Origin of the sequence: Methylomonas sp. LL1 (assembly GCF_015711015.1) — a bacterium.
Classification (GTDB): domain Bacteria; phylum Pseudomonadota; class Gammaproteobacteria; order Methylococcales; family Methylomonadaceae; genus Methylomonas.
Genome location: NZ_CP064653.1, coordinates 519,960 through 534,222, shown reverse-complemented (window position 1 = coordinate 534,222; position 14,263 = coordinate 519,960). Strand labels below are relative to the sequence as shown.

Sequence of the window (14,263 nt, the reverse complement as noted above, 5' to 3'; positions counted from 1 at the left end):
CGGAACACGATCCAACCCAATTCAATCTATACGAAAACCACCATGTCAGACATCGAAATCGCCCAACAGGCTAAAATGCAACCCATCATAGGCCTGGCCGGTGAAAAATTCGGCATCCCCGCCGAGCATCTGGACCCTTACGGTCATTACAAAGCCAAAATTTCGCTGGAATACGTCAACAGCCTGAAAGACAAGGCCGACGGCAAGCTGATTCTGGTCACCGCCATCAGCCCCACCCCGGCCGGCGAAGGTAAGACCACCACCACGGTCGGCTTGGGCGATGCGCTGAATCGAATCGGCAAAAAAACCATCATCTGCCTACGCGAGCCTTCGTTGGGTCCTTGCTTCGGCGTCAAGGGCGGCGCTGCCGGCGGCGGTTATGCGCAGGTGGTGCCGATGGAAGACATCAACCTGCATTTCACCGGCGATTTCCACGCCATCGGCGTCGCCCATAACTTGCTGTCGGCCTTGATCGACAACCACATCAACCACGGCAACGCGCTCGACATCGACCCACGCCGCATCCAGTGGAAACGCGTCGTCGACATGAACGACCGCGCGCTGCGCAAGATCGTGGTCGGCATGGGCGGCGCGGCCAACGGCTACCTGCGCGAAGACGGTTTCGACATCGTCGTCGCTTCGGAAGTGATGGCCATCCTTTGTCTGGCGACCAGCCGCGCTGACTTGAAGGAACGCCTGGGCCGCATCGTCATCGGCTACAAATCCGACAAGGTCACGCCGGTCTATGCGCGTGACTTGAACGCCCACGGCGCGATGGCGGCGGTGTTGAAAGACGCCATCAAACCCAATCTGGTGCAAACCCTGGAAAACAATCTGGCCATCATCCACGGCGGCCCGTTCGCCAATATCGCCCATGGCTGTAACACCGTCACCGCCACCAAGACCGCGCTGAAACTGGCAGACTACGCGGTCACCGAAGCCGGTTTCGGCGCCGATCTGGGCGCGGAAAAGTTCATCGACATCAAATGCCGGATGGCCGGACTGAAACCGTCGGCGGTGGTATTGGTGGCGACGGTGCGGGCGCTGAAATTCCACGGCGGCGTCGCCAAGGACGATTTAAATAAGGAAAACCTGGAAGCATTGGAAAAAGGTTTCGCCAATCTGGAGCGACACTTCAGCAACATCACCAACCATTACGGCCTGCCTTGCGTGGTTAGTATCAACCACTTCACTTTCGATACCGATGCCGAAATCGACTTGTTGAAAAGCAAGTGCGAAGCCCTGGGCGCGAAATGCGTGATCGCCAAGCATTGGGCTCAAGGCGGCGCCGGCGCGGAAAATCTGGCCCGCGAGGTGTTGAACATCGTCGATCAGCGCGAACCCGGCTTCAGCTATGTCTACGACAGCGACCTGCCGCTGTGGAGCAAGATCGAAGCCATCGCCACCAAACTTTACGGAGCCGGCAGCGTCAGCGCCAGCCCGAAGGTAGTGAGCGAGATCAAGGCCTTGCAAGCTAACTACGGCCACTTTCCGATCTGCATGGCCAAGACCCAGATGTCGTTCTCGACCAATCCCAACAGCAAGGGCGCGCCGAGCGGGCATAACGTGGAAATCAGTGAATTACGCTTGGCCAACGGTGCGGGCTTCATCGTCGCCATCGCCGGCGACATGATGACCATGCCCGGTCTGCCGAAAGTACCGGCCGCCGAGCGCATCGACATCAGCGACGACGGCGTCATCAGCGGTTTGTTCTAAGCCTTACGACCAAGTCATCGCCCAACAAAAAGCCGAAGTAAAGACTCCGGCTTTTTGTTGCTTGTGCCACGGCTGGGTTTCAATATGTTGCAAGCTTGACAACCCTACAGCATGCTTTAGCCGGCTTCTCTCACTCCTTAGCGCAACCCACTTCATCGAAAAAGGGCCGTCAATTCATGCGCTAAGCTAAGCGGCCTTTATTGTTAACCACCGGTTTGTCTTCCGCCGATCTGAAACATTTAATTGGCAAGTGTTTTGCTTAAACCTATTATAAAGAGAGGTTAATATGACATTACACATTGGATCAATGATGCCGGATCGCTCACTCGATGAGAGCGCGCTAATCAAAGCCATTACAAAAATCGCCATGGATTTAGCGGGATTACGCAATCAAGTCATCCAGAAGAAAACGCCGCTGCTGGACATCGTGTTTTTATTACCAAGCCGGCAAGAACAAGCAGACTTTACCGGATTACGCTTGCACTCATTCGACTCTGCCGGACAGATTCTCAGGATCGAGTCCGCGGTACCGGAAAAAATGGTGACATCGATTCATGCCGAACGCTTCGTCATCGCCATCATGCAGGATGCGATTGATGCGGCCGGCGAATTCTTTAACGAACAACGCATACTGTTTGACACGGCGGGACATTTGGCTTTGGTCGACTCAATCAACACCGTGGAACAACGCGCGCTGAACTAAACCACCATTTCGTTCGCCGGAACGCCGGGAAACGGCAAACCAACCTTCTTGCCTCCGATTTAATCAGAAGAATGTAAGGCCGTCGCATTCGTGCGATTATGCTACGCTAATCGCACCTACATCATAACCCGGCAGCCAATTCCAAGGCTCTATCCATTTCTTCAAACGTATTATAAAAATGCGGTGAAAATCGAATGCCGCCGCCGCGCATGGCGCAAACAACGCCATTTTGCTGTAAATGTTGATACAGCGCTTCGTTTGCAAGCATGTTGTGTTTGAAGGTGACGATGCCGGATTTCAGCGGACTGTCCCACCGGGAAAGCAAAACCAATTGATCGTTTGCGGCGATGGCGTGTTTCAAATAATCTGTTCTTTCGATCACCCGCGATTCGACTGCCTCCATGCCGGTTTCCAATAGCAAAGACAAACTGGCGGAAAACGCATGGATGCCGAGCATATTCGGACTACCGCATTCAAAACGGCGGGCTGTCGGATGTATCTCCCAAGGCAGGTTTTCGTAATTATGCGTATCTTTCATCATGTGCCAGCCGAACTGGGTCAGTTTGAGCTTGTTCCTAGCCTCGGCCGAGGTGTAAAAAACGCCCAGACCTTCCGGGCCAAACATCCATTTATGCCCGTCGGCCATCACAAAATCGGCCTTGTAGGCTTGCACATCAAATTGCACCGCGCCCAAACTCTGAATTGCATCGATACAAAACAGGATGTCGCGCTGCTTGCAAAAATGACCTATGCGTTGCAAGTCCATCCGCAAGCCGGAAGTAAACTGGATCGAACTGATCGTCAGTAAACGGGTATTGCCGTCCACCAGCGCAAATAGCGCGTCCTCGGGCGACTCGGCACTGGCCAGATCGGCCTGACGGAACTCCACGCCTTGATCGGCCAATGATTGCCAGGGCAAGCGGTTGGACGGAAATTCCTCATTACTCGAAACGATGTTGTCGCCGGTTTGCCACGGCAATCCGTAGGCTACGAAGGATAGGGCTTCCGAGGTGTTTTTCACCAACGCAATGTCATCGGCCGAGGGCGCGTTGATCAAGGCTTGTAATTGGCGCCGAATATCGGCTTCCTGCTTCAACCAATCCAGGTAATAGTGAGAGCCGTAAACAGTATTTTGTTCGGCAAACCGGACGACCGCGTCACGGGTTCGTTTGGGCCAAGGCGCGACGGCGGCGTGGTTGAGATAAATTAAGTCGTCGGTAAGCGCAAATTCCGGGTGCTTCATGGCATTGACCTGATATAGGGGATAAACGGACAGATTAAATATAGATCGAGCTCAACATGGATTTTCCGGCACCATTCACCTGGGTTAACTCGCTAAAATCATCGCCCGACTAATCAGGTTTCAGGACAACCGATTAGAGCGGCGGCGAATCAGCCAACCATAAATGCCCATATTGACCAGCAGAACCAGGCCGGCAAGAATGTATTGCATCTGTGGCGTGAGACCGGCGGGATAAATGATGTTCAGCAGGTAATGTTCGATGAAGCTGTCGTGATACCCGGCCTGCCCCGCCATCCGCCGAAGATGGTTTTCAAGGTAAGTCAGGGGACATATCCGGCCGGTTATTTCAACCAAGAAGCCCCAGGCTGCGGCCGGCAAATGAAGAACAGGCAGCCAATGCCAGCGGACCGTTAGTATCGCACCCACAACCACAAACAGTATGAATGCCAAATGCGCAATGAGAACGGCATCGGCCGCCAGACGGAACCACATGATGGAATGCTCGGCAATCGGTTTAAAAACCCGCCACGGTTAATTTTCCGGTGTTAAGGCTATTTTTGAAGCTTGTAGCCATCGCCGATGCCAACTATATCGTTCACCGAGCGGGGTCGTTGGTTGAGCGAAGCCGAAGTAGTTGAAGCGATTATTTGATTTCGACTCCGCTCAGTCAGCGACATATTTATTTGGCGCTCAGTCAACGACAGTGTTTGGATTGGGTCAATTGATTGCCATAAATCACCCAAGCAGGTTTGTTTACCCGCGGGTATGCCCTACAAAATCTTCACAAATCTGCCCTACTAAAAAGACAGACTGTCTAATGAATCAAACTCAACAGCACCCCGGCCGCCACGGCCGACCCTATCACGCCGGCCACGTTGGGTCCCATCGCGTGCATCAATAAAAAATTATAGGGGTTGCTTTCCTGGCCGACTTTATTGGCTACCCGCGCCGCCATCGGCACGGCGGAAACGCCGGCCGCGCCGATCAGCGGATTGATCGGGGTGCTACTGAAACGGTTCATGATCTTCGCCATCACCACGCCGCTGGCGGTACCAATCGCAAATGCAATGGCGCCCAGGCCCAAAATACCCAGGGTTTCGATTTTCAGAAAGGCTTCGGCACTCAATTTAGAACCCACCGATAAGCCCAAAAATATGGTGACGATGTTGATCAATTCGTTTTGAGCGGTTTTACTGAGGCGGTCGACCACGCCCGAGGCATTCATTAAATTCCCCAGACAAAACATACCCACCAATGGCGCGGCGGATGGCAGCAGAAGTGCCGTTAATACCACCAACATCAATGGGAACACGATTTTTTCGGTCTTGCTGACATTGCGAAGTTGCTGCATTTCGATTTTGCGCTCGTCTTCGGTGGTCAAGGCCCGCATGATGGGCGGCTGAATCAAGGGCACCAAAGCCATGTACGAATACGCGGCTACCGCGATGGCCCCCAGTAATTCCGGCGCCAGCTTGGAAGCGACGTAAATTGCGGTAGGGCCGTCGGCGCCGCCGATAATCGCAATCGCCGCCGCTTGTTTCAAGCTGAATTCCATGCCCGGCACCAGATTCAGCGCCAGGGCGCCGAACAAGGTTGCAAAAATCCCGAACTGCGCGGCCGCTCCTAAGAACAAAGTTTTGGGATTGGCCAGCATGGGACCAAAGTCAGTCATCGCCCCAACCCCCATGAAAATCAACAGCGGAAACATACCGGACTTGATCCCGCCATACAGGTAATACAGAATGCCGCCCTCTTCCGTCATGCCCGCGACCGGGATGTTGCTGAGAATGGCGCCGAAACCGATCGGCAACAACAGCAACGGTTCGAAGCCTTTTTTAATCGCCAGAAACAGCAGTAAAAACCCCACCGCCATCATAATGACTTGCTGCCCGCTGATGTTGTAAAGACCGGTGCTTTCCCACAACAGTATTAGATTTTCCATGAATTATCTTTGGTTATTTCAAACTTAAAGGGGGAATTAAGCTCGCGCGGGCAAAATTACAGAATGACCAGCACATCGCCAACCGACACACTATCACCCTGCTTGACGTTGACCGCGCTGACGATACCGGCCACTTTGGAACGGATTTCGGTTTCCATTTTCATCGCTTCCATCACCATCACCACATCACCTTCGGCTATGTGCGCGCCGATATTGACCTTGACTTTCAGCACCACGCCGGCCAAGGGCGAAACGACAACGCCATGGCCGCTGACGATGGGCGGTGTTACCACCAGATCCGGACCTACCTGAGTAGTGGGGGCGGCTTGGATCGTCAGATTGGAGCCGGACGGGCCAACCGCGACGTTATAGGTATGGCCGTCGACATTGACGGAATACATCTCCACCGGACCTTTCGCGGCTTGAGCCTGGCTTGCCGCGGCGGCCACCGCACTGGCGGCTTCCGGATTCGGTGCCGGTTCGAACGCGGCCGGATTGCCGCGATTTTGCAGAAACTTCCAACCCACTTGAGCAAACATGCCGTCAATCAAAGCATCTTCTTCGACAAACTCCGACAATTTCACCCCATCGGCGGCGGCTTTGCGTTTGACCTCGGCGATCAGCTTATCCATTTCCGGTTGTAATAAATCGGCCGGACGGCAGGTAATCGGTTGCGCGCCATCGAGTACCCGCGCCTGCAATTCCTTGTTAACCGGAGCCGGCGCCGCGCCGTATTCGCCTTTCAAAATACCGGCGGTTTCCTTGCTGATGGTTTTATAGCGTTCACCGGCCAATACATTTAAAACCGCCTGGGTACCGACGATTTGCGAGGTAGGCGTTACCAGCGGGATGAAGCCCAGGTCTTCGCGAACGCGAGGAATTTCCGACAATACTTCGTCGAATTTGTCGGCGGCGCCCTGCTCTTTCAGCTGGCTTTCCATATTGGTCAGCATACCGCCGGGCACTTGCGAAACCAGAATCCGTCCGTCGACGCCTTTCAGGCTACCTTCGAACTGAGCGTATTTTTTGCGGACTTCCCGGAAATAAGCCGCGATTTTTTCCAGCTTGACCAAATCCAGACCGGTGTCCCTAGGCTGACCCTGTAAACTGGCGACTATGGTTTCGGTCGGATTGTGTCCGTAAGTCATGCTCAGGGATGAAATCGCGGTATCGGCGTTATCCAGCCCGGCTTCCACGGCCTTGATGTAAGTACCGACGCTCAAACCGGTTGTGGCGTGGCATTGCATATGAATCGGAATCGAAACGGCTTTTTTCAGTTTGCTGATCAGTTCGTATGCATGGTAGGGCGTCAATAGTCCCGCCATGTCCTTGATGCAGATCGAGTGCGCGCCCATGTCTTCGATGATGCGGCCCTGCTCGACCCATTTGGCGATGGTATGCACCGGACTGGTGGTGTAGGAAATAGTACCCTGGGCGTGGGCATCGGTGTTCAATACGGCCTTGACCGCGCGCTCGATATTGCGCATGTCGTTCATTGCATCGAAGATACGAAAGACATCGATACCGTTGATTACGCAACGCTCGACAAACTTGTCCACCACATCGTCGGCATAGTGGCGATAACCCAATATGTTTTGACCACGGAACAGCATTTGCTGGCGGGTATTGGGCATGGCTTTTTTCAGCAGACGCAAACGCTCCCATGGATCCTCGCCCAGATAACGGATGCAAGCATCAAAGGTGGCACCGCCCCAGGATTCGATGGACCAATAGCCAATTTGGTCCAGCTGCTCGCAAATCGGCAGCATGTCTTCGATACGCAAGCGGGTTGCCAGAATCGATTGATGCGCGTCGCGTAACACGACTTCCGTTATTCCTAAAGGTTTGTTTACCTTTGCCACTCTTAATTCTCCTAATGATGCCTTTTGGGTCGGTTTACGCTTACCTTGTGGGTAGTGTTGCCAGTATGCCTAATAATCGATCACGACACTTGCTTAATCGTTGTTTCGATGTTTGATCCGATATTGATGCACCGCCGCGCTGATGGCGGCAATGGTGCCGAGATCGTCACCGTGGTGAGTACCTGGATGCTGTCCGTTCGGTAGCTCCGGGAAAAACCGCAGAACCAGCGACGACATGGTCTTGATTGCGACCACCAACATCGCCAGAAAACTAAAGACCATGCCCATGCCGATCAGCATCAGCTCTATTCCGGACGACATCAGTTCATTCATGGTAATCAACCGTAAAATTTCAAGTTAAACCGCATTATCGCCAAAAGCTCCCGATTAAACAATCTTGCAACCCCAGCCCAACTCGCTAGAAGAGCCAAGGATTTGCCGCAACCGACCTGATCGCGGCTAAAATAGACATAATACCCGCTGCCTGAATTGGCCGCTTTTCGGTAGCATCGTTTTTAATTCGAGATGGGAATTCATGACCTCCAACCACGCAAGCTTTGACGTGCTTTGCCTCGGCCATGCCAGTTACGATCTGGTTTTCTCGGTACCGCATCACCCTGCACCGGATGAAAAACTGTTTGCCGACAACCTGTTGGGCTGCGGCGGCGGACCGGCCGCCAATGCGGCGGCAACGGCGGCCAAACTGGGATTCAAGACTGGATTTGCCGGATATCTGGGTCGGGATGTTTATGGCGACAGCCACCTGCGCGAACTGACCGCGTCCGGAGTCGATACCCGCTTGCTTGTCCGCGGCAATTCGCCGACTCCGCTGTCGGCTATTTTGGTTAAACCCGACGGCAAGCGCGCGCTGCTGAATTACAAGGGCGATACCCAAGCCTTGGCGGCCGACAGCCTGGATTTTACCGGCATCACCAGCAAAGTCCTCCTATTTGACGGCCACGAACCGCATATTTCGTTGGCATTATTAAATAAAATCAACGACTCCAAGCTGCCGACGGTGCTCGATGCGGGTTCCCTGCATGACGGTACGCGCGCCTTAATGGATAAGGTCAATTATCTGGTCTGCTCGGAAAAATTCGCACTGCAATATGCCGGCGACGTACAAACCGCCCTCGCCGCTCTGGCTACTTTGTCGCCAGCCGTCGTCATCACACTGGGCGAACACGGCTTGATCTGGCGGCGCGGCCTGGAAACCGGCAAGTTGGCGGCACCGACCGTCGTTGCGATCGATACCACCGGCGCCGGCGATGCATTTCATGGCGCCTTTGCCGCCGCGCTGGCGACCGGCATGTCATGGCCGGATCTGTTGCGTTATGCCAGTGTCGCCGGCGCGTTTTGTTGCACACAACTGGGCGCACGTCCCGGCTTGCCGGATAAACAGCAACATAGCCGGCTATTGGCAAACTGGCCGGTTTAATTCCGGATGCCGCAGTTGCCGAGCGTTTCCGAAATAATACGCCCGATACGAATTGTCATTCCGTTGTTGGCGGCCGCTGGGTGTCGTTGGCTGATGGGTGTCGTTGACTGAGCGGAGCCGAAGCCCTAATCACCCGATCCCGCAGCGGCAAGAATCAACGCTCGAAATACTCCAATAAAAAATCTATCAAGCTGGTCAACTTGGCCGGATAAAAACGCCGCTGCAAATAAGTCGCATAAATTGCCACGGCCGGCCGGCGGTAATCGCGCAAAATTTCCACCAACTCGCCCCGTTGCAAATAGGCAATCACCGATAATCGCGGAGCCTGTACGATTCCCATGCCTAAAGCCGCCGCCTGGCACAAGGCCCTGCCGTTATTGGAAGCCAATACCCAATCTGACTTGATTCTTTTCGGCTCGCCATCGACGTTGAAAATCCAATAATCGCCATGCGGCGTGTCGACGTAATGCAAACATTGATGCCGGGTGAGATCGTCTATCGTTTGAGGACAACCCTTTTCAGCCAGATAGGACGGCGCGGCGTAGGTGCAAAGTTCGGTTTCGGCAATCTTGCGCGCCACCACGCCGGGATCGAGCTTATCGGTGACCAGCAACGACACATCAAAACTGCCGTCGCGAAGATTAGGCGGCTTATTATCCAGCGACATCAACACCTTGACTTCGGGATAGCGGCGCAAATACTGCTCTATCGCCGGCACCATATAGATTCCGCCGAAATCGATCGGTGCGCTGATTTTGATCTGGCCCTTGACTCGCTCGCCCAGTTGCGCGGTCGAAGCCTCCAACTCCGCCAGATCCTCGAGTAATTGTTTGCTACGGTTGTAATAGGCCTCGCCGGCGCTGGTCAGATTGAGGCTGCGGGTGGTGCGATTCAACAAAACCACCCCCAGCGATGCTTCTAATTGCGCCATGTATTTACTGATCATCATCGTCGACAGCTTTAATTCCTTGGCAACCGCCGAAAAAGTACCCAGCTCGACAATCCGGCAAAAGACATGCATGTTGTTAAACTTATCCATCTCGACCCAATATAAACTTAAAGTTTATATTTTATAAACCAAATGGAGTCTTTAAACCAGCATAGCGACTGTATACAATTGGCGGTGGAGATAGTCGTTACATCGTCTGGTTCTGCCGTCTTAACCAGACGTTTTTTCACCCACCGAGGTTCTTATGAGCAAAATACTAAACGAAGTACTCCTGGCTAACCGCGAATACGTTGCCGATTTCACTAAAGGCGATCTGGCCATGCCACCCGCCCGCCAGTTTGCCATTCTCACCTGCATGGACGCCCGCCTGGATCCGGCTAAATACGCGGGTCTGTCCGAAGGTGATGCCCATGTCATTCGTAACGCCGGCGGCCGCGCCAGCGACGACGCCATCCGCTCGCTGGTGATTTCCTATAAATTACTCGGCACCAAGGAATGGTTTGTGATCCATCATACCGATTGCGGCATGGAAACCTTCAATAACGAAATCATGAGCGACCTGCTGGCCAGCAGCCTGAAAACCGCCAGCGTCGATGCCTCCGGTTGGCATGACTGCTGCGAAGGCCCAGGCTGTACCGAAGGTAAATACATTAACTGGCTGACCATTAAAAATCAGGCCGAAAGCGTGCTGGAAGATGTCAATCGGATCAAGGCCCATCCATTGGTGCCCGCTAACATCCCCGTTTACGGTTACATTTACGACGTAAAATCCGGCAGCTTGATCGAAGTTCCGGAAGCGACTGCCGCCGGCCGCGCCAGCTAACTTAAGAAACGCGGGCCGGGGTTTATTCCCCGGCCTGAACCTATCAAAACCAATATCAATGCCGATTATGCCCAAGGATAACCTTGGCAAGCCCTTACGATTTCGACAAAGTAACGTCCCTGGCTTTAAGCAGATCGATACCGAAATCTCATTGGGGCAGTTGTTTTTACACCCTACCCTTTCCCGCGCATCGGCAACCCCGCACATCAGTCCTGTTTGACCGCCACTAGCGCCTCTTGCCCATCACACAACTAATTGCAAGACAAGCGACGGATTTTCAAGGAAAATAGCAACATTTCCACCATTCGCCGTATCGCATGTATAAATATGACGGTCTGGTTGTGCACCAAAGCCACGATGATGAAGGCATCATCGAAATCGTAGAAACTGAAGGCGTCAGGGCCTTGCATTTCGGTTCGCACTCCCGCCAAAGCACCATGTTGTTGTCCGACCCCAACCGCCTGCACTCCTTGTATGCACGAGCCATGATGGCCGGCTTGTTGTTCCATGACTCGCCCAGGGATGTCCTGATGATAGGACTGGGCGGTGGCACCATTGCCAAATTCCTGCTGCACCAGTTCCCCGAATGCCGGCTGAAGGTCATCGAATTTCGCGGCAGCGTGTTGAAAGTAGCCCGCAGCCATTTCGGCCTGCCGTTCGATTCGCGCATGAAGATCAAGATAGGCTGCGGTGCCCAGCATGTCCGGCAGCACAGCCGAGAACATAGCGAACTGCACGATCTGATCATGATCGACGCCTACGATCACGCCGGCATGGCACCGGAAGTCAGCAGCCTGACTTTTTTCGACCACTGCCGAACCTTACTGGCCAAAAACGGTCTGCTGGTGATCAACTTGTGGGGCACGGAGAAAGACCTGTTCAAGCAAGTCACCTGGAACATGGGACGCGTATTTGGCTGGCGCATCCTGTTTTTACCGGTACGCGGGCGTGGCAACATCATCGGCTTTGCCTTTGGCGACCAATTCCCCAAACCCAGCATGAAAAGCCTGATCGATAAAGCCAGACATCTCGAGCAACAGTATCAATTGGAATTCCCCGTCTTCCTGCAAGACATTAAACGCAGTAACACCAGCGTCATCAACCGAGTAATCACTAAATGATCCACAACGCCCCGAATATCTTCGGCTACAAAAAATACTGGGCTCACCGTTTCGGTCCCGCGCCGGAATTGCCGATGAGCCTGGCCGAAATGCAGTTACTGGGCTGGGACGCCTGCGACATCATCCTGGTGACCGGCGATGCCTACGTCGATCATCCCAGTTTCGGCATGGCGGTGGTCGGGAGGGTACTGGAAGCCCAGGGGTTTCGGGTCGGCATCATCTCTCAGCCGGACTGGCACAGCGCCGAAGACTTTAAACAGCTCGGCCAGCCCAAGCTGTTTTTCGGCGTCACCGGCGGCAATATGGACTCGATGGTCAACCGCTATACCTCCGACAAGAAAATCCGTTCCAACGATGCCTATACCGCCGACGGCGCGGCCGGCAAACGCCCGGACCGGGCGGTGAATGTCTACGCGCACCGCTGCCGCGAAGCCTATAAAAACGTACCCATTATCATCGGCGGCATCGAAGCCAGCCTGCGGCGTATTGCCCATTACGATTATTGGTCGGACAAGGTGCGCAAATCGATTCTGCTGGATTCCAAGGCCGATTTGCTGGTTTACGGTAATGGTGAACGCCAGGTCGTCGAGATTGCTCATCGGCTGGCGAAAGGTGAAACCATAGCCGAACTGAAAGGCATCCGCGGTACGGCACATTTCGTCAAACAGGTTCCGCTGGGCTGGATGGAAAGGGATTCGACCGACATCGACAAGCCGGGGGCGGTGATTTCGCATCTCAATCCGTATCAAGAACAACCGGCATGTGATAACGGCGCGGAACCCCGTGCCGCCGAAGATAAAATCAATGTAGGGCCGAATTCATTCGGCCAAACCTTTGGCGAAACGGTTATCCAGTTCAAACCCATCGCCAACAAGCAGCGCACCCAAACCGTGATCCGCCTGCCGGATTACGACGCAGTGAAAGACGATCCGATTCTATATGCCCATGCCTCGAGGGTGATGCACGGCGAAACCAACCCCGGCAATGCCCGAGCCTTGATTCAGCGCCACGGCAACCGCGAGGTATGGATCAATCCGCCGCCGCTGCCGCTGACGACCCCGGAAATGGACGGCGTTTTCGATTTGCCTTATTCGCGGCTGCCGCACCATGCCTACGGCCAAGCCAATATCCCGGCTTTCGAGATGATCCAGCATTCGGTGCTGATCATGCGCGGCTGCTTCGGCGGCTGCAGCTTTTGTTCGATTACCGAGCACGAAGGCCGCATCATCCAGAACCGCTCGGAAGATTCGATCATCCGCGAGATCGAAGCCATCCGCGATACTTCGCCCAACTTCACCGGCCATATCTCCGATCTGGGCGGACCGACCGCCAACATGTGGCGATTGGCCTGCAAGGACCCGAAGATAGAGGAATCGTGCCGCAAGCCGTCCTGCGTCTATCCCGGCATCTGCCACAATCTGAATACCGATCAGACGCCGCTGGTCAAACTTTACCGGCGCGCCCGCAAGCTGCCGGGCATCAAAAAAATCTTCATCGCCTCCGGCCTGCGTTACGACATCGCGGTGGAAACGCCCGAGTACGTCAAGGAACTGGTCACCCATCATGTCGGTGGCTATCTAAAGATCGCTCCGGAACACACCGAGCAAGGGCCGCTATCGAAGATGATGAAACCCGGCATGGGTACTTACGACCGATTCAAACAGATGTTCGACAAGTATTCCAAGGAAGCCGGTAAGGAGCAGTATCTGATCCCGTACTTCATAGCCGCTCATCCCGGCACGGAAGACAAGGATATGTTAAATCTAGCCTTATGGCTGAAGCGTAACGGCTTCCGCGCCGATCAGGTGCAGGCCTTCCTGCCGTCGCCGATGTCCATCGCCACCGCGATGTACCATTCCGGTAAAGACACCCTGCACAAGGTGGCGCGCAACAGTCCGGACATCGCCATCCCCAAGGGCATCAGACAACGAAGACTACACAAGGCGTTTCTGCGTTATCACGACCCGAAAAACTGGCCGCTGCTGCGCGAGGCATTGAAAGAAATGGGCCGCGCCGATTTGATCGGCAACGGCAAACAGCATCTGATACCCAGTTTTCAACCTAGGACCGGCGATCAGCCTAACGATAAACAGCAGCCGAAAAGCCGACCGTTTGCCACCAAGCATACTGGCGAAAAGTTTAAGGCACAAAAAAACAAGCGGCGTTGAGCGGTTTGGCATACCACTGGCATAAAATAGCGTAGATTAGCGTGGCGTAATCGGACGCATGACGGTCATTCGTTCCTACGGTTGCATGGAACACAGGTAATTCCAAGGCGCAAGGTTTGCAATGTCAGTGTTAGCGTTTATGATGATGCGCAAAAATACGCGGGCAAACTTGCCTGATTTACCGGTTAATATCAAGTTATCGAGGCAAATATGCCCAGTTTTCCGAATACGCATGCCGATGTGCCTGAAAAGCAGGTCAATATCAGGTTATACGGGCAGATTTGCCTGATAATCAATA

The 14,263-nt window shown here is 54.1% G+C and carries 12 protein-coding genes; 6 read left to right on the top strand and 6 right to left on the bottom strand.

What is annotated here, in order from left to right; genetic code table 11:
- Positions 1–42 precede the first annotated feature (42 nt).
- Together IVG45_RS02985 and IVG45_RS02980 are read left to right on the top strand one after the other, a co-directional pair.
- Positions 43–1,716 (top strand): formate--tetrahydrofolate ligase, encoded by a 1,674-nt coding sequence (locus IVG45_RS02985; RefSeq protein ID WP_196436415.1) that lies wholly within the window; start codon positions 43–45, stop codon positions 1,714–1,716.
- A 286-nt stretch (positions 1,717–2,002) separates the two neighbouring features.
- A complete protein-coding gene (locus tag IVG45_RS02980; protein WP_196436414.1) occupies positions 2,003–2,419 on the top strand; it encodes a hypothetical protein in 417 nt (138 codons plus the stop codon).
- A 121-nt stretch (positions 2,420–2,540) separates the two neighbouring features.
- On the opposite strand, the gene IVG45_RS02975 is transcribed toward IVG45_RS02980, so the two are convergent.
- The 5 genes from IVG45_RS02975 to IVG45_RS02955 form a co-directional block, all read right to left on the bottom strand.
- The gene (locus IVG45_RS02975) at positions 2,541–3,662 is read right to left on the bottom strand and encodes an aminotransferase class V-fold PLP-dependent enzyme (protein ID WP_196436413.1); all 1,122 of its coding nucleotides are present in this window, start codon (positions 3,660–3,662) and stop codon (positions 2,541–2,543) included.
- A 120-nt stretch (positions 3,663–3,782) separates the two neighbouring features.
- Positions 3,783–4,154, bottom strand: a complete 372-nt coding sequence (locus tag IVG45_RS02970; protein WP_196436412.1) for a DUF2784 domain-containing protein — start codon at positions 4,152–4,154, stop codon at positions 3,783–3,785.
- Positions 4,155–4,476: 322 nt separating this feature from the next.
- Complete coding sequence (locus IVG45_RS02965) at positions 4,477–5,604, bottom strand: sodium ion-translocating decarboxylase subunit beta (protein ID WP_196436411.1); 1,128 nt, start codon at positions 5,602–5,604, stop codon at positions 4,477–4,479.
- A 56-nt stretch (positions 5,605–5,660) separates the two neighbouring features.
- On the bottom strand, positions 5,661–7,466 hold the full coding sequence (gene oadA, locus IVG45_RS02960) for a sodium-extruding oxaloacetate decarboxylase subunit alpha (protein ID WP_196436410.1): 1,806 nt from the start codon (positions 7,464–7,466) through the stop codon (positions 5,661–5,663).
- 93 nt (positions 7,467–7,559) lie between these two features.
- The gene (locus tag IVG45_RS02955; RefSeq protein WP_196436409.1) at positions 7,560–7,799 is read right to left on the bottom strand and encodes an OadG family protein; all 240 of its coding nucleotides are present in this window, start codon (positions 7,797–7,799) and stop codon (positions 7,560–7,562) included.
- 202 nt (positions 7,800–8,001) lie between these two features.
- Between IVG45_RS02955 and IVG45_RS02950 the strand changes: the two genes are divergently transcribed.
- Positions 8,002–8,904 (top strand): carbohydrate kinase family protein, encoded by a 903-nt coding sequence (locus IVG45_RS02950; RefSeq protein WP_196436408.1) that lies wholly within the window; start codon positions 8,002–8,004, stop codon positions 8,902–8,904.
- Between the two features lie 154 nt (positions 8,905–9,058).
- Here the strand turns inward: IVG45_RS02950 and IVG45_RS02945 are convergent, their stop codons facing one another.
- Positions 9,059–9,943, bottom strand: a complete 885-nt coding sequence (locus IVG45_RS02945; protein ID WP_196436407.1) for a LysR family transcriptional regulator — start codon at positions 9,941–9,943, stop codon at positions 9,059–9,061.
- A 154-nt stretch (positions 9,944–10,097) separates the two neighbouring features.
- On the opposite strand from IVG45_RS02945, the gene IVG45_RS02940 reads away from it, so the two are divergent.
- From IVG45_RS02940 to IVG45_RS02930, 3 genes are all read left to right on the top strand, one after another.
- The gene (locus IVG45_RS02940) at positions 10,098–10,676 is read left to right on the top strand and encodes a beta-class carbonic anhydrase (RefSeq protein WP_196436406.1); all 579 of its coding nucleotides are present in this window, start codon (positions 10,098–10,100) and stop codon (positions 10,674–10,676) included.
- Positions 10,677–10,993: 317 nt separating this feature from the next.
- A complete protein-coding gene (locus tag IVG45_RS02935) occupies positions 10,994–11,797 on the top strand; it encodes a spermine synthase (RefSeq protein WP_196436405.1) in 804 nt (267 codons plus the stop codon).
- Positions 11,794–13,965: a YgiQ family radical SAM protein gene (locus IVG45_RS02930; RefSeq protein WP_196436404.1), complete on the top strand. Its 2,172-nt coding sequence runs from the start codon at positions 11,794–11,796 to the stop codon at positions 13,963–13,965. Before IVG45_RS02935 ends, IVG45_RS02930 begins: the two co-directional genes overlap by 4 nt.
- Positions 13,966–14,263 lie beyond the last annotated feature (298 nt).